Origin of the sequence: Iodobacter sp. (assembly GCF_025352645.1) — a bacterium.
GTDB lineage: Bacteria > Pseudomonadota > Gammaproteobacteria > Burkholderiales > Chitinibacteraceae > Iodobacter.
This window is the reverse complement of record NZ_JANXSO010000124.1, coordinates 17359-38574: the sequence shown is the minus strand read 5'-3', so window position 1 is coordinate 38574 and position 21216 is coordinate 17359. Positions and strand designations below refer to the sequence as shown.

The 21216-nt window shown below is 47.1% G+C and carries 20 protein-coding genes and 1 tRNA gene; 3 read left to right on the top strand and 18 right to left on the bottom strand.

The annotated features are described in order from the left end of the window. On the top strand, positions 1–101 hold a 101-nt coding region (locus Q0R17_RS13875), incomplete at its 5' end, for an integrase core domain-containing protein (protein WP_293933196.1). 73 nt (positions 102–174) lie between these two features. Here Q0R17_RS13875 and Q0R17_RS13870 read toward each other — a convergent pair. The 5 genes from Q0R17_RS13870 to Q0R17_RS13850 form a co-directional block, all read right to left on the bottom strand. Next, positions 175–1473: a nitrate/sulfonate/bicarbonate ABC transporter ATP-binding protein gene (locus Q0R17_RS13870; RefSeq protein WP_293935886.1), complete on the bottom strand. Its 1299-nt coding sequence runs from the start codon at positions 1471–1473 to the stop codon at positions 175–177. 98 nt (positions 1474–1571) lie between these two features. Continuing rightward, positions 1572–3302: an ABC transporter permease subunit gene (locus tag Q0R17_RS13865; RefSeq protein ID WP_293935885.1), complete on the bottom strand. Its 1731-nt coding sequence runs from the start codon at positions 3300–3302 to the stop codon at positions 1572–1574. 504 nt (positions 3303–3806) lie between these two features. Next, a tRNA-Ser gene (locus Q0R17_RS13860) sits at positions 3807–3896 on the bottom strand. Between the two features lie 321 nt (positions 3897–4217). Continuing rightward, positions 4218–5735 (bottom strand): mechanosensitive ion channel family protein, encoded by a 1518-nt coding sequence (locus tag Q0R17_RS13855; RefSeq protein ID WP_293935884.1) that lies wholly within the window; start codon positions 5733–5735, stop codon positions 4218–4220. Positions 5736–6112: 377 nt separating this feature from the next. Then, a complete protein-coding gene (locus tag Q0R17_RS13850) occupies positions 6113–8377 on the bottom strand; it encodes an arginine/lysine/ornithine decarboxylase (RefSeq protein ID WP_293935883.1) in 2265 nt (754 codons plus the stop codon). Between the two features lie 96 nt (positions 8378–8473). Here Q0R17_RS13850 and Q0R17_RS13845 point away from each other — a divergent pair, with 96 nt between their 5' ends. Further along, on the top strand, positions 8474–8725 hold the full coding sequence (locus Q0R17_RS13845; protein WP_293935882.1) for a (2Fe-2S) ferredoxin domain-containing protein: 252 nt from the start codon (positions 8474–8476) through the stop codon (positions 8723–8725). 155 nt (positions 8726–8880) lie between these two features. On the opposite strand, the gene Q0R17_RS13840 is transcribed toward Q0R17_RS13845, so the two are convergent. The 12 genes from Q0R17_RS13840 to Q0R17_RS13785 all read right to left on the bottom strand — a co-directional run bounded on the left by Q0R17_RS13840 (position 8881) and on the right by Q0R17_RS13785 (position 18769). Beyond that, a complete protein-coding gene (locus Q0R17_RS13840) occupies positions 8881–9579 on the bottom strand; it encodes a prepilin-type N-terminal cleavage/methylation domain-containing protein (RefSeq protein WP_293935881.1) in 699 nt (232 codons plus the stop codon). Then, a complete protein-coding gene (locus Q0R17_RS13835) occupies positions 9573–10910 on the bottom strand; it encodes a pilus assembly PilX N-terminal domain-containing protein (protein ID WP_293935880.1) in 1338 nt (445 codons plus the stop codon). Before Q0R17_RS13835 ends, Q0R17_RS13840 begins: the two co-directional genes overlap by 7 nt. 330 nt (positions 10911–11240) lie before the next feature. Continuing rightward, on the bottom strand, positions 11241–11861 hold the full coding sequence (locus Q0R17_RS13830) for a PilW family protein (protein ID WP_293935879.1): 621 nt from the start codon (positions 11859–11861) through the stop codon (positions 11241–11243). After that, entirely contained in the window at positions 11852–12391 is a 540-nt protein-coding gene (locus Q0R17_RS13825) for a Tfp pilus assembly protein FimT/FimU (RefSeq protein WP_293935878.1), read from the bottom strand. Before Q0R17_RS13825 ends, Q0R17_RS13830 begins: the two co-directional genes overlap by 10 nt. 162 nt (positions 12392–12553) lie before the next feature. Further along, positions 12554–14491 (bottom strand): hypothetical protein, encoded by a 1938-nt coding sequence (locus Q0R17_RS13820; RefSeq protein WP_293935877.1) that lies wholly within the window; start codon positions 14489–14491, stop codon positions 12554–12556. Beyond that, positions 14488–15138: a hypothetical protein gene (locus tag Q0R17_RS13815; RefSeq protein ID WP_293935876.1), complete on the bottom strand. Its 651-nt coding sequence runs from the start codon at positions 15136–15138 to the stop codon at positions 14488–14490. Before Q0R17_RS13815 ends, Q0R17_RS13820 begins: the two co-directional genes overlap by 4 nt. Further along, entirely contained in the window at positions 15116–15523 is a 408-nt protein-coding gene (locus Q0R17_RS13810) for a hypothetical protein (protein WP_293935875.1), read from the bottom strand. Before Q0R17_RS13810 ends, Q0R17_RS13815 begins: the two co-directional genes overlap by 23 nt. Next, the gene (locus tag Q0R17_RS13805) at positions 15504–15944 is read right to left on the bottom strand and encodes a Tfp pilus assembly protein FimT/FimU (RefSeq protein WP_293935874.1); all 441 of its coding nucleotides are present in this window, start codon (positions 15942–15944) and stop codon (positions 15504–15506) included. The genes Q0R17_RS13810 and Q0R17_RS13805 overlap by 20 nt, the downstream gene beginning before the upstream one ends. Next, positions 15925–16320 carry a type IV pilin protein gene (locus Q0R17_RS13800; RefSeq protein ID WP_293935873.1) on the bottom strand — a complete coding sequence of 132 codons (396 nt, stop codon included), beginning with the start codon at positions 16318–16320 and terminating at the stop codon, positions 15925–15927. The genes Q0R17_RS13805 and Q0R17_RS13800 overlap by 20 nt, the downstream gene beginning before the upstream one ends. Positions 16321–16399: 79 nt before the next feature. Beyond that, positions 16400–16900, bottom strand: coding sequence for a hypothetical protein (locus Q0R17_RS13795; protein WP_293935872.1), 501 nt, complete (start codon positions 16898–16900; stop codon positions 16400–16402). Between the two features lie 4 nt (positions 16901–16904). Beyond that, positions 16905–17315: a type IV pilin protein gene (locus Q0R17_RS13790; protein ID WP_293935871.1), complete on the bottom strand. Its 411-nt coding sequence runs from the start codon at positions 17313–17315 to the stop codon at positions 16905–16907. Between the two features lie 485 nt (positions 17316–17800). Further along, positions 17801–18769, bottom strand: coding sequence for an L-threonylcarbamoyladenylate synthase (locus tag Q0R17_RS13785; RefSeq protein WP_293935870.1), 969 nt, complete (start codon positions 18767–18769; stop codon positions 17801–17803). 231 nt (positions 18770–19000) lie between these two features. On the opposite strand from Q0R17_RS13785, the gene luxS reads away from it, so the two are divergent. Further along, positions 19001–19510, top strand: a complete 510-nt coding sequence (luxS, locus tag Q0R17_RS13780; RefSeq protein WP_293935869.1) for an S-ribosylhomocysteine lyase — start codon at positions 19001–19003, stop codon at positions 19508–19510. A 42-nt stretch (positions 19511–19552) separates the two neighbouring features. On the opposite strand, the gene Q0R17_RS13775 is transcribed toward luxS, so the two are convergent. Then, positions 19553–21139 (bottom strand): DHA2 family efflux MFS transporter permease subunit, encoded by a 1587-nt coding sequence (locus Q0R17_RS13775; RefSeq protein ID WP_293935868.1) that lies wholly within the window; start codon positions 21137–21139, stop codon positions 19553–19555. Positions 21140–21216: the final 77 nt, after the last annotated feature.

Sequence of the window (21216 nt, the reverse complement as noted above, 5' to 3'; positions counted from 1 at the left end):
AAGAAACCGCAACGCAATGGCTTTGGACTTACAATAACGAACGTCCGCATATGGGATTGGGCGGCATCACCCCGAAACAAAAACTGGCATTACATGCCTAGCCTCTACTTTTAAGTGAGCTTAAAAACGGGGGGATTACCGGGGCTTTCTCGCTGTTAGATCACTTCATTCTATTTAATCTATTTCCGGTAAATTCAGCATCCCTGTATGGAAGTTGTATTCATACACCTCGCCATAACGGCCCCATTCCACGGCCACATCTAGCACTTGCTTGGCTTCGTCTTCGGCTAAGAATTCTTCTAGTAAGCGCAAGAAGGGCTCTTCTGCAAGCTCGCCAGATTCTTCTTTTTCTAGGCTGTGGCGGATGCGTGCGGCCAGTGCAACGTGCTGCAGCAATTGCTGGCCAAATATTTCTTTACGGGTGGCTTGATCGGCTTGGCTGTAATGCTGGCCTAAAACGGTTAAATGGATATCGCCCTCGGCTATATGCACCAGATCTAGCAGGCGTAAGGCTTCGTAAATTGGGAATAAATCTTCATCTAGCAGGCCCGCTTCTGTTGCCAATTTTGGCAAATCGGCATGGCCGTGGAAAGGCTCGTCAGCCAGCATTTCTAGCAGGCCTTCTATCTGGCTGATTTCTGCATCTGGCAGGCGATAGCCCGGATGTGCCGCGTGCATTTGGCTGCTGGTGGTGGCTTCTTGCGGCTCGGCGGAGCTGGTCATCAGGTTATAAACTTCGTCGATCAAGGCCCGCACTTCGGGTGAATCTTCTGAGCGATCACGCGGTAAATTAACTTTAATTTCAGCCCGCACTCGGCCTGGGTCGCTAGAGAAAATCAAGATGCGGTCGGCCATCATGACGGCTTCTTCGATATTGTGCGAAACCACCAAAATGCCTTTCATTGGGGTTTGCTTGTCTTCCCACAGCTCCAGCATATCGTTTCTGAGTGTTTCGCCTGTTAGTACATCCAGCGCAGAAAAAGCTTCGTCCATCAGCAAAACATCCGGTTTCATGACCAGTGCGCGGGCGATACCCACGCGTTGTTTCATCCCGCCCGATAGCTCTCTGGGCAGCGCGCCCTCAAAACCAGCAAGGCCAATCAGCTCAATGGCCGCTTCGGCTTCTTTGGCTCGCACCGCTTTAGCAATGCCTTGCGCTTCTAAGCCTAGCTCTACATTTTGCTGCACTGTTAGCCAAGGAAATAGCGCAAAAGACTGAAACACCATCGCAATGCCGCGTGCGGGGCCAAATAGCGGGTGGCCTCGGTATAGCACTTCGCCTTTATTGGCGGGCAGTAGCCCTGCAATAATCCGCAGCAGAGTGGATTTGCCAGAGCCAGATTTACCCAGCAGCGCAACAATCTCGCCCTCGTGCAGGGTAAAGTCAACGTTCTCTAAGACCACTCGCTCAGAGCCATCGGCAGTACGAAAATGCTTATTAACGCCGCGAAGTTGAATCAGTGCTTGGCTCATAGCTTTACCTGTTTATTCATTGTTGTTTTGTTAAGTGCTTGTGCAAAATTTTTATGGCAAGGCGATACAACGATGCAAGAAAATTTTTGCCGGTCTACTTAGTAACTCATTTTTTCTTCGGCAATGGCATAGAGCTTGCGCCAAACAAAGCGGTTAAAGGCCATTACAAAGCAGCACATCACGCTAATGCCCAGCGCAATTCTGGGGAAGTCACCAGTGGCGGTCATTTCGGCAATATAGCTACCTAGGCCGGTGGCGGTAAGCGTGGTGTCCCCCCAGCTGACATACTCTGCCACGATGCTGGCATTCCATGAGCCGCCAGAGGCCGTAATTGCCCCCGTTACAAAGCTTGGAAAAATGGCGGGTAATAAGAAGCGCTTCCAGCGTAGCCAGCGGGATAAGCCCAAATTATCTGCGGCATAGCGCAGCTCGCCAGGGATGGAGCTGGCCCCAGCAATCACGTTAAATAAGATATACCACTGCGTGCCAAACACCATTAAAGGGCTTAGCCAGATTTCTGGATTAAGCTTAAATTTAACCAAGCCCAACACCACAATCGGGAACATCAGATTGGCCGGAAAAGCCGCCATAAACTGCGCCACCGGTTGCAGGCGTGCCGCATATTTGGGGTTTAAGCCCACCCACACCCCAATGGGCACCCAGACGATCGAGGCTAAAACAATCAGCACAGATACCCGCAGCATGGTTAGGCAGCCCAGCCAGAATACCCGCCCAACCTCATGCCAGCCGACTTCTGCATGAACAAATACGGCTATTTTCCAGCAGGCAAACAAAGCCAGCGCGGCGATGATGGCATCCCCCACGCGCTCTGCCTTGGGGTTGATTGCCTTGGGGCGGGCCAAGATGGACGTGCCGTCGTAGGGTTTTTTAAACAGCAATAGGCCGCGCTCTAAAAATGCCACCGCCCAGTGGCTAAAGTTTTGCACTGCATTGGTTCGGCGCATCAAGGTGAGTAACCAAGACTGTGGCTCATCCTCGCTGCCAGATTGCTCAAACTTAAATTTATTGGCCCATGCAATCAGCGGGCGAAATAATAGTTGATCGTAAATCAGAATACCAATCAGCATGGCTAAAATAGCCCAGCCAATGGCCGTTATATTCTGCTGCGAAATAGCCAGCGCAATATAAGAGCCAATGCCTGGCAATTTAATATTTTGATTTGAAACAGATATTGCCTCAGAAGCCACTACAAAAAACCAGCCGCCAGACATAGACATCATCATATTCCACAATAGCCCAGGCATAGCAAATGGCAGCTCTAGCCGCCAAAACCGCTGCCATGTCGATAAATGGAATATTCTAGCCGCTTCTTTTAATTCAGATGGCACCGTGCGCATGGATTGATACAGGCTAAATGCCATATTCCAAGCTTGCGATGTAAAAATCGCAAAAATAGCCGCGCATTCAACGCCTAATAAATTGCCTGGAAATAAAGCAATAAAGCCGGTAACGGTAATAGATAAAAACCCCAGTACCGGAATTGATTGCAAGATATCTAGCGCAGGCACCATCACTTTCTCGGCCATGCGATAGCGGGCGGCAATCACTGCAAAAGCAAAACTAAATAATAGCGATAATCCCAGCGCCATCAGCATGCGTAAAGTGGTACGCAGCAGGTAATAGGGCAAATAGCTAGGCTCTAGTGAAATAGCCAGTGGCGTACCAATATGGTAAGGCGTGGCCATTTGCGATGCACCAAATGCCATTAAAATAATCAGTGCAATAATCAGCGGCAGAATCAGCCAATCCCAGCGATTGGGCTGCACGCCACGCTGCCAAGCTTGGCTGGAAAGTTGTGAGTGATCCATACGCGCTATCCACAAAAAAGATCCGTATCTTTACCCTGACGAAAAAGGTCGTAAGGAGATGCGGCGGCGCGATTATCACCCTTTTCTACGCTAATTTTGTACTTTTTTTGTTACCAAATATTAGGGTATTCGCGTATGGAGAATGAGCTTGGATCTGATTGCGCCATGCGGTTGGAATTGAAGGCAGGCTATTGCATTAAGGCGTGGCCATGTGGGGGGAGGGCAATCCTATCAACTTAGATCTATCTATTGCAAGGAAACATCGTAGGGCGGGTGCAACCCGCGTTTTTTCAACATGACTCGCGGGTTGCACCCGTCCTACAAATGGCAGATTGCTTAAGTTGATAGGATTGGGTGGGGGGGGGGCTGGAGTTATGGATTGTTTATTATTGCAAATGAGGGTGTTAATTAATGGCTGAGCATTAACAATTAGGTTTTAGTGGTATATCAGCAAACACCAAACGCAAAAAAGCCCTGATTAATCAGGGCTTTAGTGGGGCTTCTTGGCGGAGAGAGGGGGATTCGAACCCCCGACAGGTTTTCACCTGTGGCCGCTTTCCAGGCGACTAACTTAAACCACTCATACATCTCTCCGCGAGAAGAGGCCGAATAATACTCAATCCCCAGTGGATGCGCAAGTGCTAATGGCGTTTATTTTTATATTATTATTGCTAATAGCCCAATGAGGAGAGATTCAATTCAATTAATCATTATTAAATCAATGGGCTATGTGGAGGGGGAGCTTTAAAACTTTTAAGGGTAGCATTTGTTTTAAGTGCAGGCCTCTGGTGTTTTGCTTGAAATGATTGGCATAGGGTGGGGTTATTTGTTTAATCAGCGGCTGTCACTGGGTGATTTAATGCTGTATTTCTGATCTTTTGAGTGGGCGTCATATTTGTTTAGCGCTGTGCATGCTTATACCCCACGATTTAGCCCAATAAAGTGCTGTAATTTGGCGAGGATTTCTGAGCGGGCGGCAGGAGGGGCGATGTTATCGTCGTTGAGTAAAATTTGTTCTTCAGTTTGGCGTTTGACCAGCACTTCAGAGAAAACGCCAGCTAGCTCGGGGCGGGAAAGTAAAATTTGTTGGAAAGATTCTTTATCGATGCGGTAGCACTCTACATTGCTGCTGACCACCACGGTGGCGCGTATGGCTTCACCAGTCATTAATCCCATCTCCCCAAAAAAGCTGCCAGGCCCTAGCTGGGCCAGTAATTTGCGCTCTCCCCTAGTGGGCTGCACCCAAGCTTCGGCCTCGCCCTTGATAATGATATACAGCCACTCTACTTTTTCGCCTTGGCGTATCATCACGTCCCCCGCCACATAGGGGGTAAAGCGCAGTTTATCGGCGAGGGTTTGTAGCTCTTCTTCTTTTAGTGAGGCCAGTAATTCTAGCTTTTGCAGTACGGCTAGCCGCTCTTGGGTGTGTTGTTTGTGCCGGCCTTCAAAGTAGCGCTCGTTTTCTTGGGTGACAAATACTTTGTACTGCGGGGCGGCTAAGCGCAGGCTGTTGCGGCGTAATACGGCATCAATCAAGGTGCGGATTTGTGAATCGGTGGGATCGTCATTTTGTAAATCGGTGAGCCAATAGCGGGCGGCGTAGCGAGCATTGCCTTTCTCTACATTCATTAATAGGCAGGAGGGCGGCGGGTCTTGCGCCACATTGGGCGGGGCGGCTTCGCGGATGGCGGTTTCAATCAGTAGCATCACTTGGGTGGGTAGGGTATCTAGCCCCACTTCAAACCAAATCCAGCGCCGCCAAGCCAGTGGTTTATCAACCCGCTTACCAAGCAGCTGAAACTGGCCTTTCATCAACATGCCGTTGGGGATCATTACGGTTTCGCCATTACGGGTTTCAACCCGCGTGGCGCGCCAAGATAAATCAATCACTCGCCCGGTTAACTCCCCTAGCCGAATCCAATCGCCTTGTTCGATCGAGTTATCTAGGTGTAGTGCTAGCCCCGCTAAAATATTGCCCAGCGTGTCTTGCATGGCAAAAGCCAACACGGCGGTAATGACCGCTGATGTGGTGACCAGCTGCCCCAGCTCTAAGCCTGCCAGATGTAGGCGATAAAACACCCACGCGATCATGGCGATGGCTTCTAGCAGGTCTTCCAGAATACGGGGTGGGTAGAGGTGGCATAAAGGGGCAATTAACTGAAATAACAGCATCCCCCAATAACGGATGATGGCAAAGCCAAGGATCACCATGGCGGTTTCATGTAAGGCTTTGGCTGGGCTGCTGAGGTTGTAGTTGGTGAGTTGTTGGCTGGTGTAGAGGCCGATGCCGCTAAAAACCAGCAGCAAAACGGTATTGATTAAACGTCGACGACTGGTGCGTACACGGTAATACAGCAAACCGCCAAGAATAAGGCTGATGAGCAGGAAATAAATCTGTAGCTGTAAGTCAGAAGGCGGGGTGAAACCATTCATCGCAATACTCCAGCTTCAAGGAGGCTTTCCTTGTTTGTAGCCTTTGATTGCGAAAATACCTAGGGGATACCTTACTTAATGCAGGGTCAAAACCCAAGTCCTGAACCACGGAGGGCGCAGAGAACACGGAGTTACACGGAAAAAAACTAAGCTGATGAGTAAGCTCACACGAAACCCCGCGCATCATTCCCGAATGCTTGTGGCGGGAATCCAGACTCTGTAGCTGGATTCCCGTTAAAGGTATGCGGGGATTGTGGATTTAGGACGCAGTGTTTTATCGCAAGACTATTTGGCAATAGCCGATTACTTCGCTCGTCGAATAAGCTAAGTTCATTTTCTTCGTGCTTCTCCGTGGTGCAAGATTTGGGTTTGGTTTATTACAGCCTTACACAATCCATAAAGTAGCGGGTTTCACCGCTGCTCTTATCTGCTACCAAGCCGTGGATATAGGTTTCAAAGCCTGGGAAGCGCTGGTTAAAATCGCGGGCAAATTTGAGGTAATCAACAATCGTCTTGTTAAATACTTCGCCTGGAATTAATAGCGGAATACCTGGCGGGTATGGAGTCAGCATCACGGCGGTGATGCGGCCTTCTAGCTCGTCGATGGCGACGCGGTCGATCTCACGGTGCGCCATTTTGGCGAAAGCCTTGGCAGGCTTCATTGCCGGTTCCATATTGGATAAATACATATCGGTCGTCAGTCGTGCTACATCATGGGAGCGATAAATGCCGTGGATTTGCTGACACAGATCTTTAAGGCCAATGCGCTCGTATTGCGGATATTGGGCAATAAATTTCGGCAGAATGCGCCATAGCGGGGCATTTTTATCGTAATCGTCTTTGAATTGCTGTAAGGCGGCCACGAGAGTGTTCCAGCGGCCCTTGGTAATGCCGATGGTAAACATAATAAAGAAGGAATAAAGGCCACACTTTTCAATCACCACGCCGTGCTCAGCCAAATACTTGGTGATAATGCTGGCTGGAATCCCTTCGTCAGAGAACTTGCCGTCTAAATCTAAGCCCGGAGTCAGGATGGTGGCCTTGATCGGGTCGAGCATATTAAAGCCGTCGGCGATATCGCCAAAGCCGTGCCAGTTGTCGCCAGATTTCAGCATCCAAGCATCGCGGTGATCCAAGCCTTCATCGGTTAGATCATCTGGGCCCCACACGGTAAACCACCATTCGTCACCGTACTCTTCGTTCACTTTGCGCATGGCACGGCGGAAATCCAGTGCTTCAACCAAGGATTCTTCAACCAGAGCGGTGCCGCCTGGTGCTTCCATCATGGCCGCTGCCACATCGCAAGAGGCAATGATGGAGTATTGCGGGCTGGTGGAGGTGTGCATTAAGTAAGCTTCGTTAAATAAATCACGATCTAGCTTACGATTTTCTGGATCTTGAATCAGAATCTGCGAAGCTTGGCTTAAGCCTGCCAGTAGCTTATGCGTGGATTGGGTGGAGAACACCATCGATTCTTTGCAGCGTGGGCGGTCTTCGCCAATGGCGTGGTAATCACCGTAAAACTCGTGGAAAGCGGCGTGTGGCAGCCATGCTTCATCAAAGTGCAAGCTGTCGATTTCGCCATCGAGCATGCCTTTGATTTCTTCGACGTTATACATAATGCCGTCGTAAGTTGACTGAGTAATGGTCAGAATACGCGGCTTGAAATTAGGATCGGCCAGTAGTTTTTCGCGCGCGAAGGGATTATCCATCATCTTTTTGCGGATGTTTGCTGGCTCAAATTCGCTTTTTGGAATCGGGCCGATAATGCCGTAATGATTGCGGGTTGGCATCAAAAATACCGGCACCGCGCCCATCATCATGATGGAATGCAGAATCGATTTGTGGCAGTTACGATCCACCACCACCACATCACCGGGAGCGACGGTGGAGTGCCAAACGATTTTGTTGGAGGTGGAGGTGCCGTTGGTCACAAAGAATAAGTGGTCGGCATTAAAAATGCGTGCAGCGTTGCGCTCGGAAGCGGCAATCGGGCCGGTATGGTCCAGTAATTGGCCTAGTTCTTCTACCGCATTACACACGTCGGCACGTAGCATGTTTTCGCCAAAGAATTGGTGAAACATTTGTCCAACCGGCGATTTCAAAAACGCCACGCCACCTGAGTGCCCCGGGCAGTGCCAGCTATAAGAGCCATCTTGGGCGTAATTGGTCAGTGCGCGGAAAAACGGCGGGGCCAAGGTATCCAGGTAGCTTTTTGCTTCGCGGATAATATGGCGGGCGACGAATTCTGGCGTGTCTTCGTGCATATGAATAAAACCGTGTAATTCGCGCAACACATCATTAGGAATGTGGCGTGAAGTGCGGGTTTCACCATAGATATAAATGGGGATGTCGGGATTGCGGCGGCGAATCTCTGCCACAAAGCTGCGCAGGCTGGTGAGCGCTTCGTGGGTTTCTTCGGCGGAGCCGCCACCGAATTCTTCATCATCAATCGATAAAATAAAACCGGATGCACGGCTTTGCTGCTGAGCGAAGGAGGTTAGATCACCGTAGCTGGTGTAACCCACTACGTCTCTGCCCTCGGCCTCAATGGCCGCCGCTAATTCACGAATACCGGAACCACTGGTGTTCTCGGTGCGGAAATCTTCATCGATGATGATGATGGGAAAGTAAAAACGCATGGGCAAAATCCTTGCAAACGCACAAACAGTACAAAGGACGGCAAAGCCGGAAAGGCGCGTATATTAATCCTAAAATGCTTCACTATGTGACCAAAAATGAAAACAATTACCGTGTGTGTAAATCGACGTTTAAGTGGGCACGCATCTTGTGCGGCCAGAGGCAGCGAAACGCTAGCGCAAGCCTTAGAAAACATAGCTTTAAGCCAGCCGGATTTACGCATTATGCGCCTGCCTTGTATGGGCGCTTGCGAGGAGGGGCCAAATGTAAAAGTAGTCGGCGGCGACTTGTATCACGGCGTGACGTTAGCCATGTTGCAGAAGATTTTGCAGGAGATGGATGCCATGTAGGGGCAAGCCCCATATGCGCTAAAAAAGTTACAAGGCCCAAAGCTTTATTTCCTCTGTGAAACGCTGTGGTTCTCTGTGGTTTAAAATTTAGCAAACTGATTAATATTATAAATTTTTTGCTTAGTACCTATGCTGGCATGCCGTGCCCGCTGCACTCAACATCCGCTAATTTTTTTCCATAATCCCTGTGCGGCATCTGGTGTGATCGGGCTGGCGGGGCAGCCGCTCTCCATGGTGCATTGATACAGGCCATTACCCGATTTAGCCCATGCGCCCCAGAGTAAATCTTTGCTGGCGCTCCATGCATAATCGCAGGCGTCGGCGGGAGGGCTGGGTAAGTCGCCAAGGGACGACCAGTTGATTTGGCTGTTAAGGCTGATGTATTGCTTATCGCCAAAGCTGTCTTTCCAGTCTAAGACTACTTGCACCGCTCTTTCTACTTGATACAGCTTTTGTGGATCGGGCAGGGTAGCGGCGGAGGGTGGGTTTTTTGCAATGGGCGGGCAGCCGTAATCTGGAGGTGTTTTGGCAGGGCTGCTGATGTCCTTGATTAAACTAATTCGGCGGTATTCGGTGGCTTTGCGCACAATGTTTTCTAATTCGGCTTGATCATTGCCAGCGCTGCCGCTCACCGTAATGCCCCCTACTATGGGGCTGCGGCGTGGGCAAAGATTGCTTTGCCGTAGTTTTTCTAATTTATCTTGGGCTAAAAACAGCGCTTCATTCCGGCTTTGCGCGATGCTATTGTTTTTGATGGCATTGCTCTGCAGTGCATTAAGTGCCAAGGCGGCAATGCCGATCAGCAGCACGGTGATCAGCACTTCTATGAGCGAAAATCCAGCATGCTTTAGCATTTGCCTTCTCCGCAGAAGTCATGCCAGCTGCCCAGCTTATTGCCGCTTAAATTGCCCCCTGAATTGGCCCCAATAAACATGCGCTCATCGTAGGCCACATTGATCGATCCTAGTGAGCCAGAGCCAGGGTTGTGTGCGCAAGCGCCATAGAGGCAATCGCCTGATCTACTATCAAAAACCCCGTTTTTAACCCCTTCAATATCGCCATTTACTGCCATTGCCCCTAGTATTTGTAGGCTGCCATAAAGGTGATTGGTAAAGAGCATGCCATTAATTAAGGTGCTGTCAGAAACCGTGTTACCCCCTGGCCCATTGGCCGTAAGTGCATTGGCCGCACTGCCACCCACTACCACGATGGCAGGCGCAAAGTGTGGGTAGCTGCTGCCAATTTCGCAGTTTGAAGGGGGAGTAAAATTGCCATTAATCCAAATTAGCCCAGCAGCTTTGGGGCATTCAGTCACGGTATCGCTACCTAGCGGTGGATTATATTGACTGGCTTGGGCTTTAAAATCGGCAGGGCTCATGCCAAAGAGGGCATTAAAGAGTTGCAAATGAGATAGCTTGGCCAAAGGGGTGTTATTGGTGCTATCGGGCGTAAGTGGCGCACCCCAATAAGCAAAATCACCTCCTGTCGACACATTACATGCCGGTTTGGGCTGGCCTGAATTAGGATCTAGGCTCATCGAGCCACTCATATCAATATGGCCTTTTACCGTGAGTGCAATTTTTTTAGGATTAAATATTGCCGTACGCGGTAAATCAAAGCCACGGCGCACCACCGCAGCGGTTTGGTCATCCGCAATATCAGCACAAAAAGGGCCTTTAGTGCTTTTGACATCCACACAGCCCTCGCTGCTGACAATGCCGTTGGCTAAATCCACGGTGCTGCGCCATGCCGTGCTGTCGGTATTAATGCTTTGAGCGTCTAATTTTTGAAATAGGCTGGTGGTTTTATTGGAAAAAACCTGATTGTTTCTTTTAAATTGCTCAGAATGTTCATAGCTATCACCATTGTTACTTATATCATCCCAGCCACAGTTTTTAGCATTAGGCGCTGCTATTGTGGATGTGGATTTTTTTAAAATAAGGCCATCGTAATTGCTGTTGGAATTAATGGCCTCAATATCTTTACGCATCTGCAATAGAGTGGCTTGCGCACCCGCCTCTGCGGCTTCAAAGGCTTGTGTTTGCTGATAATGATTGACTGATGTTTTTTGAAATAAATAGCTGTTTTTATTGGTAGACAGCACAAAAATGGTCGCTATTAAAGTAAGAATCAAGGTGACAGCCAGTGCCGCAATGCCTTTTTCTGATGCTAAATAGTCGTGCATGCTTTCCTCTTTAGTCTGTCTTGAAGAAGCCTAAGTATTCATGCGCAACTAGATTTGAATAGCTGTAGATTGGTGCTGAGTGAAACGAAGCCCAATAATACGGCTAAGAATGTTGAGCTTCGCATGCTCAGCGCCAACCTACAAGATACGTCCATATTCAAATTAAGTGATACAGCTCAACTTAGCTTGTGTTTGTCTAAAAATAAATATATATGGGTTTATTTATCTATTATGCTTCTTGCTCAAATAAAGCCATTTATTACATAGATGCTTTGAAGTTGATAAACCAGACAATCTACAAAAAACAAGGAAGTGGCATAACCGGCTTCTTTATTGTAAAAAAGGACGATTACGCAATTGTATGTCTTGGTTTAAATGTATTTGTAATTTACCTGTATTATCAGTGGCTTCTAGATCAATGTCTAAATTAGTAATCACCTCTTTGATCTCTGTACCTACTTTTTCAAACGCACGGTAGGGGGTAATGCTAAATTGGGTAATGAGCATATTGCGATTACTATTTAATTCTTGCCATGTGCCATCATCGCATCCACTGGCATTGTTTGATGTGAGCATTTTAATAAAGCCTTTGCCATCTGCTGATGCGGTATATTGAAAGCCATGTGCGTCTTTATCTGGAAAATCAGGGTTATGGTAGCGATATAATAGACAAGTCTTATTCTTGCTGTAATCCAGTAACCAAATTTTACGCATATTAGGCATTTGTTCTTCAAGCGGATGATAGCCTGCGCGGCGTAGGTCTCGGCTAATTAAAGCCAAGATAGCTTGCGCATCTTCTTGTAAAATAATACTGCGCTGGGTATCTGTACTGGTAAATAAATGCGTAAGTGATAAGCTGGAGATCCCTGCCAAAAGTAATAGCCCTATTGCCGTTGCAATCATCATCTCAATTAAAGACAAGCCTCGTTGCTGATAAATATTTATACGCATTCTGCATATCCGCCAAAAGTAATACTGCCCTTAGGGCGGCAAAGCGTAGATAAGCCGGTGGCGGTAATTTGTAATTGCAGCTGGTATTGTCCAGATTGAAAGCTAATAAATTGTAGAGTGGTGAAATTAGGTAGGCCATTATAATTATGGAATTTATTTTCTTTAATGGCATCGCTAAGTGCAATTAATTCTACGCCTTTATGCTCAGTAGCTTGTTGCTGGCGTAACAAAGTGCTGCCTTCTTGGCATGCATTAATTGAGCAAACCGCCAGTGACCAATCGGTGTTGCTAAGTCGTTTTGCCATATAAAAAACAGCTGGGCTATGCACCCCACCATATTTAACCGCGGTACTGCGAGCAAATAGCCAATCATTTTGCGCTTGCAGTGCCGCACTTTGCAGGCGATAGCGCTGCATCATGCCGGTAAAGCTGGGGATGGCAATGCCTAACACAATGCCTAATACGAGCAGCGTGACCAGAAGCTCGATAAGGGAGAAGCCCCGCTTGGGGTAAAATAGAGTAGAGGGCATGGTGGTGCTAAAGGTAGGACGTCAGTCTTTATAGACTAAGTCAACGCAGGATGGGGGGACTGAGCCTGATTATATACTGGCAGATATAAGCGGGGAGTGTTGCAGCCTAGCGCGGATAGCCATCAAAACGATAAGCCGCACGTTTTGATGGCCATATAGGCTTTAAAGGTAACGAACCCAACGCACCTGAGGGGAGACTGGGGCCGTGCCAGGAGTGCCGGGCTTGATAACCCCTGTGCTTGGCCTGAAATTAGGCGGTAGTTTTTTTAGATCAATTGTGGTGCTGTTTTTGATGATATTTGAAGACTTATCACCACGCGCTTGCGCTTTAATATAGCCATGTAGGGTTATTGATCCACCATACTCCGCATCGGTGCCATATAGATTGCCCGCCCACACATTGCCAAATATTTCATTGGTATTTAGAAATGCAATATTGCCGCCTTCATAGGTTTTATTATCTACCTTATTAAGGCTGCCTGCCATGGCTGAAAAATTACCAATACCGCCATCAATTTCGCTATTCCATGAGTTTGTTGTATTGGTAGAGCATAGCTGAGAGGGTTTAAGGCCAAAGTCGGTATCATTGCAATAGCCTTGAGGGGCATAGCGTGTTCCATTTTGCATGCCAGAAAAAGCCGCATAATTAGGGGAGTAAATTTGAGCTTCTCTGCTTTTAAAGGTTAAAGTTGCAATAAAGGTATTGTAATAAGTACCTTTGGCAGTGATGTTTCCTTCAAACCAAACAATGCCAGGTGCAATATTTTTTACTGTTTTGTCTGTGGCTTCGAGCGTCCATGTTTTTAAGCTGGCATCGTATTTAATGCCGCTCGCTGTAAGTGCAATTTGATTGCTTTCGGCATCAAGGCCAATACAATTGGCGTTGGGTATTAGTTTTGTACCGCAAAGAAAATAATCACCGTCAGCGATGCCCGTTACACGTTTTACTTGTACTTTAATTTTATTATCTTTATCCACGGTAAAGGCGTAATTAGCTAGGCTTTTGTAATCATAGGCATTAAAAGCTTCATCGCTATTTATTTCTACCATAGGGATATTCACAACTAAACCGCTTACTTCGCGAACATTTGGGGTTGTTACCCAGTTTGCTGCTGTTTTATTGATTTGGTTTTTAACTTTGTCATATTTAGGTTTGTTTGTACTGCCATCATAGCCATTTGCTGTATCAAATTGAGCTAATGTTTGGATCGTATATCCCACTATGGCGGGGTCAAAGTTTTTAGCAGCATATCCCGCTGTTGGGCTCAATTTTGCATCACCAGTGATGATAAGTGTTTGGCCTACTAATAAATCATGCACTGTGCCTGCTTGAACTGTGAGGTCTTGATTCGTTGCTGCATAAATAATGTCTTTTGAACTTTTATGAACAATATTACCCCTCGCCAGCACCGCATCTGCGCGGGTACTGCCAGACATCGTGACATTGCCGTTTGCATGAAGTAGTCCGTAATCGCTGCTAGATTCGACATTAATATTGCCCGTAGCACGAATAACGGTAGGGTCAGATTCTAAGGTGGTAATGGAATTAGATTTTAAATCGACATCGCCTTTAACGATGATTTCAAAATTACTGATATCACCCTCAAAAATTTTAATATCACCACTCATTTTTAAATCGCCTTCAATACTCACTCCTGAAAGTAGGCGGGGTGGGGTGGGGGGGGAGCCTGGGGTAATCACGATATTTGCGGCGAGACGAGAGCTGGCTGCCAGCGGAGTGCCTGTTGCTGCACTGCCGGTTACTGTAATACTAAATTGAGTGGGATTGGTGGTGGGCAGGGCGCTGGTGACTTGTAATGCAATATTGTTTACACCCGTAAGGGTAATGGTTTGTACACCGCCTGCCGTGGCGGTGGCAAGCGCTTGCAGTTGGGCAGATGTCATGTTTGCAAACACAGATTGCGCAATATCTAAGCCTTGCCACGCCCGCATCTGCGCCTGAGTACTGGCCAGCGCCGTGCTTTGCTGCTCTTGCATGCCTTTAACGTAGAAGTGGCCGCCTAAAACGGTTGCGGTTAAGGCCATACCCACAAACAGCAAAATGAGGATGGTGGCCATGCCTTGTTGGTTTTTTTTCATGGTGCAGTCACTAAATTAGATAGGCAGCTTTGAGAGTTCACTTGAATCTCATTGGCATTGTTTGAGCTAATCAGCACCGTGGCGCGGCCTCCGCTGCTATAGCCAAACTGGGTGCAATTGGCGACGGTGCTTAAGGTAAAGCTAAACGTGCCCTTAGTGTCCTTAGTGCTCTTAGAGGCTAAAGCTCTGGAGGTAGTCCAAATCGGGCCGCTCCAATCACTAATATTTGTGCAGTTAACTGGGCCAAGTAGCAGCAAGCCTTGAGTGGCATTGGAGATGAGCGCAGAGCATTGTGTCGTGCCCGAGGTGTTGAATCGCCATATCAATGCATTGGCATTGGCTCCGCCTACCGTGCCGCTGAGGGTGTTGCCCGCTAAGCTGGCCCCGCTTAAGGCGATGATATTGCTACTTACGGCTGCGTTGTTAATGCCAAAGCCCGCATCTTGCAATAGCAAAGGGGCGATAGTCATGGCGCTGCTGCGCTCGCCATCCTGAACGCTCATTTGCTTCGTGTTGATAGAAATGCCGATGGAGTGGCGATACATATTTAGCATCGCCACTGCGCTGATTAAAGAAATGGTCACACCAACCATTAAACTAATCAGTGAAATACCTGCTTGGTTGTTAATTGAGGGAGATAACACCATCGCCCCCAAGTAATGCTTTATTGCTGTCGTTTGCTTGCGTTTTCAATATGGTGTTCGTAATGACGGTATCTTTAGCAATGGTGATTGTTTGCCCTGCAACGGTGGCGGTGACTGGATTGCGCTCACAGGTGGCTGTGATATCCACACGATTGCCTGCAACTGTAATGGGTGCAGCCGTGGTGCAAAGGTTACTTATCCCCGCTGTTTGCGCTTGTTGGCGTAGTTGAAACAAAGCCATATTCAGCATGGAGCTGTTTTTTTGTGCGACAGATGTTTTTGCCACTAAATAGGTTTGGCTGATCATCATTACAGAAAGCAAAACAATCGAAACCAAGGCCTCGATGAGCGCTTCACCTTTTTGATTATTAAACGAGGGAGCCGGCAATTTGGTCTCCTTTTTCAGTAATGGAAAAATTAAGTTGGGCAGCACTGAGCCCATTACGGTCGAAGCTAATTGTGACATCTGCCGCATTATTGATAGTGACAGCACTCCTTTTGGCAAAGGACCCTGTCCATAGGGTATTGCTGGCATCGCATGCGGTATTACCTGGGCAAATAGCGACGTGCGTTCCGGTGATTTGCAAGGTGGCTGTGGTGCCATTAGCTGCAGTGGCGTTTCTAATCGCCAATGCCTTGGCTTTGCTATGCGCTAGCTTTAACACGCTTTCGGATTTTTGCAGATCACTGGAAACCAGCCAGCTTGAGCCTAATGAGACGGCTGCTAGCATTAGCATGATAAAAATCACCAGCGTGATCATCAGTTCAATTAGGCTAAAACCCGCTTGCTTACCAGTTAGTGAATCCACAATCGGCTCCTGTTGCGGTTCTGTCATTGTTTTGCTTAAGGGTAATGGTGCAAGTGCTGCCATATTTAGCGCTTAGGGTGTAAGTATTGGGGGTCCAGCTTGTTGTGTAGACAAAGCCTTTGCGGGATGGATTCCACCCCTCCATCAGTGTTTTTGTGGCTTCAGTGCTTGTGCTTGCGCCCTCTGCACCATAAGAGAGATTGCGTTGCAGCTTTTGCTCAAAATACAAAGATAAAGAAACCAGGTCACCCGCCGCAGATTTGGCGGCGGCTTGGCGGATATAGCGTTGATAACTAGGCACCGCAATGGAGGCCAAGATGGCAATAATGGCCACAACAATCATCATTTCAATTAAAGTAAATCCATTTTTTTTCATAACATCTCTTATAAATATTCTTTGCGAAAAGCGCGTTGGCTTAGGGTTGTTTTCTAGGGTTTAGCTTTAATACTGCTTTTTAAAGTGTTTGTTCTTTTGTAACGGCTTCTTTGTTTTTTCTAATTTGATTTAAATTTGCAGTGTAAAGATCAGTAGATTGTGTCTCTGCTTCAATTTGGTTAAGTAGGCGGCTGCGGATTTGTGGGCTTTTTTCGTGATTGGTCTGGTTTAATAGCGCGGCAATTTTGGCTTTCGCCTCAGTGATTGCTTTTATATTACGCAGCTCCATTTTATTGAGGACTTCTAGCGTTTCATTGCTGGCACTGGCTGGTGTGGACGCGGTTGATTGAAGACGACTCTGTTGTCCAGTAGCTGGTCTAACTGTTTTCAAGCTTGCTTTTGGTGACATTGTTGTGGCGTCTCCATAGGAAACGCTGCCATCGGCTTCTCGTTGTACATACACCGTCGATGCGATTGCTGTTGCCGCCATGAGCGAGGCACCGAAAGTTAATATTTTACGAAGCATAATCAAATAACCTTGTTGAGATGAGGCGCTTAAAACCGTTGCATTAAAATGCATATTTTTATTTGGGCCAACAAGCGGGTGGGGAGTGTGTTGTTTGCTTGTTGCTTATTGTCATGACTAAAGTTGTACAGCCTTGGTCTAGTGCTTGAGAGCTGCCCTTTATTGCGGTTGCTGTAATGCGATAGCTTGTTGCAGTTGGGCTCTTGATCAGTATGTTGTAATAACCATGTTTTGTTTTGATAGCATCGCCAGCTAAATTAAATCCCATTGCGCTAAGCGCATTACTATAGCTGTTGTTATTCACCCGCCATTTTTCCTCAGCCAGCTGGATCTTTGCCATCATCAGTACGGCATCGTTCCGGCGGCTTTTGCGCACCATCTCTTGATAATAAGGTAGGGCAAAGGCAGCAATGATGGCGATAATGACCAGTGCAATCACCAGCTCGATCAATGTAAATCCTCTGCTCATAAGGTATTCACTTAGGGTGTTTTATTTACTAGTAAGATGGTAGTGGTATTACTGCTGATGATCAATCTATTTGTAATCTTCAAGCAGAACGTAGGTGTATTGCCGATGAATGGCATTGGAATATAATGTTTCTATAATATTAGATGGCTGCAGGCGCAAAACAAGCTTAATATTTAATTGTTTACTAATGTAGTTTTTTATTCTACTTTATTCATAATTAATGTCATATTGTTTGATTTTTATATGAATATTTAGCATTTTTAAAACCATAAGTAATGCTGTGCTTAGGTAGATAGAGTGTTTTTTGCTTGGTTTTCGAGTGTTTTGTAAGTGTTTTGGCTTGATTTTCAATTTAGATAAGTGATGGTGATTGGCGTTGTTTATGCTTGATGAGATAGGAAATTGGTATTGGCTATTTTTTCTAGGCAAAAAAAATCTCCTTCGCGCCTTACTGAAGGAGATTTTTAAATTGGAGAATAAAGCGTTTAATCGCCCAGTTTTTGATGCGCTGCACGGCCAAGGCGATCGTGCACGGCAAGCCATGCTGCTTCACCCTGAGGAAGAACCAGTAAAATAGCATCTAAGCCTAGCTGGTCTAAATCACGTAAGGTGGCGTAAATAACTTGCGCATAATCATTGGCGTTATCAGGCATGACTACACTCTGTGCGCTGATGTTTTGCGTAAGGGCTAAAGTATGCACAATCGCTAGTTTTTGCCCGCTGCGCCGGATGGCTTCGGCCTCAATCTGTGCTTGGGTACCTGTTAACAAAGTGGTGCGCGGTGCATAGTGCGAATCTAATAGGCCAGATACACGGATGTTGGCGGTTGAGGTGGATTTTTGATGCTCAATCGTTTGGCCGAGCACCGCTTCAATGGCGGCCCGTGGTACGCCACCGGGGCGGAGTAGCACGGGTTTGGGGCCAACGAGGCTTACAATGGTCGATTCAACCCCGACATCACAAGCGCCACCATCCAAGATTAAAGACAGTACCTCAGGGCTAAATTCATCGCGCACATGCTGGGCGGTGGTGGGGCTGACGTGGCCAAATTGATTGGCGGATGGCGCAGCAAGCCCGCCACCAAAGCGCTTTAATAGTTCATGCGTAATAGGATGGGCAGGCGCACGCAATCCAACGGTATCTTGGCCGCCAGTTACGGCATGGGATACTTGGGCTTGTTTCTTAAGAATAAGTGTCAGCGGGCCTGGCCAAAAGGCATCGCATAGCTGCCAAGCGGCTTCGGGAATGTCGGTGGCCCAGTCACTGAGTTGTTCTTTGCCTGCAATATGCACAATAACTGGGTGATCGTTGGGGCGGCCTTTGGCAGTAAATATCTTGGCCACGGCTAAGGGCTGAGCTGCATCAGCGGCTAAGCCATAAACAGTTTCTGTAGGGATGCCGACCAGCTCTCCAGCAGACAAAAGGGCGAGGGCTTGATCCAGATCGTGAGTCATTGGTGCTTTCGGGCAAAAGAGCCAATTATACCTTGATGCACTGCCTACGCGAAGGGTGCTGGATTTCTTATAGTGCTGAACTACTATTGTTAGCGCTGAAATTATAATTTTCAGTTATATACTCAGGATGGATAAGTCTTTTACGCGCGATAATATCAACCGTACCCTGCATTAATATAATGCGTGCCCCAGTGGGCAGTTACAGTAAATAAACATCAGAAAGGATGATAAATGCCCTTATTAGATAGTTTTACCGTTGATCACACACGCATGCAGGCGCCTGCCGTGCGCGTTGCAAAAACCATGCTCACCCCAAGTAAAGACACAATTACCGTATTTGATTTGCGTTTTAGTGTGCCTAATCAAGAGATTCTTTCTGAGCGTGGCATCCATACGCTAGAGCATTTATTTGCGGGTTTTATGCGCGATCATTTGAATGGTGATGGGGTAGAGATTATTGATATCTCGCCTATGGGCTGTAGGACTGGTTTTTATATGAGCCTATGCGGTGCGCCAAGTGAGGCACGCGTGGCCAGCGCTTGGAAGCTGGCGATGCAAGACGTCTTAACGGTAAAAGAGCAAAGCCAAATCCCTGAGCTAAACGAGTATCAGTGTGGCACCTTTGTGATGCACTCACTTGAAGAAGCGCAGGGTATTGCGCGCAACGTGATTGAGCGCGGCATTGGTGTGAATCGTAATGATGAATTGGCGCTATCGGATGCGCAGTTGCAAGGGCTTTAATTTGTATTGGGTGGGTAATAAAAATTGCCCACCCAATATTTATTAATGCGATAAATCGCTGCCTGCACTCATTTGCTGATTTTTCATTACAAACAGCAAGGGCATTACACAAAGCATAGCTAGGCCGAATAGTAAAAAAAGGTGCGCAAATGAAAGCATTTGCGCTTGCTTGGCAATCTGTTGGGCCAGCAGCGCTTGGGCTTTGATGGGGGCGAGCGTTTCGGGTGTGCCTATAAGTAATAATCTACTTTTTAATCCGGCCAAGCGCTCAATTGTTTGTGCGCTATTGGCAATCACATGCTCATTAAGCGCCGCCCGTTTTGCATCGCCTAATTGTGCTAATAAGGTGGCAGAAACTGCAATACCTACGCTGCCGCCTAATTGGCGAGTTAAATTATAGAGGCCAGCGGCATTAGGAATTTGCTGTGGCAAAATATTTGCCATCGTTAAAGTATTCAGCGGCATAAAAATCATTCCCAAACCCATGCCGCGAATAATCATTGGCCAAAGAAAATCACTCATGCCTGAATCAGTCGTGAAATGATAATGCAGCCACATCCCATACATAAATAGCATTGCGCCAATAGCAATTAACACTCGGGCGGATAAACCCCTCGCCACTAGCTTGGCTGAAATAGGCATCATCATGCCTGATGCCACCGCAGAAGGTAAAATCATCAGCCCCGTTTGCCATGCGGTATAGCCCATGAGGCTTTGTACATAAACGGGGAAAATAAATACCGTAGAAAAAAGCGATGCACCTAATAAAAACGTCATGACTAGACCTGCAGAAAACTGCAAGTCTTTGCAGATGGCTAAATCGACAATAGGATATTTTATTTCTAATTGGCGAATCACAAAGAAACTTAAAGAGAAAAAACTGACTAGTGCATAACTAATAATCTCTGGAGACGTAAACCACTCCAGTCGCTCCCCGCGTTCTAGCATAAGCTGTAATGCGGCAATGCCCGCAGCCATAAGCAGCAAACCAATATAATCAATTTTTTTAATTACTTGCTGATGTTTAGAATCAGGCATGTAAATCAGCGTTAAAAATAGCGCAATGCCGCCTAGTGGCAAATTAATATAAAAAATCCATGGCCAAGAGTATTGATCAGTTAACCAGCCGCCTAAGGTGGGGCCAAGCATGGGGCCGGTCATAATCCCCATGCCAAAAATAGCCATGGCTGTGCCCATTTCCTTGCTGGGGAAAGTTTCAAATAGCGTAGATTGCGCCGTAGCAATGAGCCCGCCACCGCCTAATCCTTGCACAATACGCCAAAATACGAGGCCACCTAGGGTAGTGGCATTGCCGCAGGCAAAAGAAGAAAAAATAAACAGTGCAATAGATAAAATAAAGTAATTTCTGCGGCCAAATAATTGTGATAAAAAGCCAGAAATAGGTAAAACAATCACATTGGCAACTACGTAGCCAATCGATACCCAGGTAATCTCATCTAAGGTTGCACCAAGGGTCCCCATCATATGGGGAACGGCAACGTTAACAATACTGGTGTCTAATAGCTCAAGCACGCAGGCGAGCGTCACCGTAATCGCAATAATATAGCGATTAGCATAAATTTTTTCTGGGGTATCCGAGCGGGATAATCCCGGCAAAATATCTTTCATATCGCCCTTGGTTTCATTCTATTCGGTATTAAGGGATACGGCATACCGCCGCATCTCTATCTGTTTTAATCTGTATT

Coding starts and splice junctions, on each gene's coding strand:
- Q0R17_RS13865 (WP_293935885.1), bottom strand. CDS start 3,302: ATGGATCACTCACAACTTTCCAGCCAAGCTTGGCAGCGTGGCGTGCAG.
- Q0R17_RS13785 (WP_293935870.1), bottom strand. CDS start 18,769: ATGACTCACGATCTGGATCAAGCCCTCGCCCTTTTGTCTGCTGGAGAG.
- Q0R17_RS13845 (WP_293935882.1), top strand. CDS start 8,474: ATGAAAACAATTACCGTGTGTGTAAATCGACGTTTAAGTGGGCACGCA.
- Q0R17_RS13870 (WP_293935886.1), bottom strand. CDS start 1,473: ATGAGCCAAGCACTGATTCAACTTCGCGGCGTTAATAAGCATTTTCGT.
- Q0R17_RS13795 (WP_293935872.1), bottom strand. CDS start 16,900: ATGCATTTTAATGCAACGGTTTTAAGCGCCTCATCTCAACAAGGTTAT.
- Q0R17_RS13790 (WP_293935871.1), bottom strand. CDS start 17,315: ATGAGCAGAGGATTTACATTGATCGAGCTGGTGATTGCACTGGTCATT.
- Q0R17_RS13800 (WP_293935873.1), bottom strand. CDS start 16,320: ATGAAAAAAAATGGATTTACTTTAATTGAAATGATGATTGTTGTGGCC.
- luxS (WP_293935869.1), top strand. CDS start 19,001: ATGCCCTTATTAGATAGTTTTACCGTTGATCACACACGCATGCAGGCG.
- Q0R17_RS13820 (WP_293935877.1), bottom strand. CDS start 14,491: ATGAAAAAAAACCAACAAGGCATGGCCACCATCCTCATTTTGCTGTTT.
- Q0R17_RS13855 (WP_293935884.1), bottom strand. CDS start 5,735: ATGAATGGTTTCACCCCGCCTTCTGACTTACAGCTACAGATTTATTTC.
- Q0R17_RS13840 (WP_293935881.1), bottom strand. CDS start 9,579: ATGCTAAAGCATGCTGGATTTTCGCTCATAGAAGTGCTGATCACCGTG.
- Q0R17_RS13825 (WP_293935878.1), bottom strand. CDS start 12,391: ATGCCCTCTACTCTATTTTACCCCAAGCGGGGCTTCTCCCTTATCGAG.
- Q0R17_RS13775 (WP_293935868.1), bottom strand. CDS start 21,139: ATGAAAGATATTTTGCCGGGATTATCCCGCTCGGATACCCCAGAAAAA.
- Q0R17_RS13815 (WP_293935876.1), bottom strand. CDS start 15,138: ATGGTGTTATCTCCCTCAATTAACAACCAAGCAGGTATTTCACTGATT.
- Q0R17_RS13850 (WP_293935883.1), bottom strand. CDS start 8,377: ATGCGTTTTTACTTTCCCATCATCATCATCGATGAAGATTTCCGCACC.
- Q0R17_RS13835 (WP_293935880.1), bottom strand. CDS start 10,910: ATGCACGACTATTTAGCATCAGAAAAAGGCATTGCGGCACTGGCTGTC.
- Q0R17_RS13830 (WP_293935879.1), bottom strand. CDS start 11,861: ATGCGTATAAATATTTATCAGCAACGAGGCTTGTCTTTAATTGAGATG.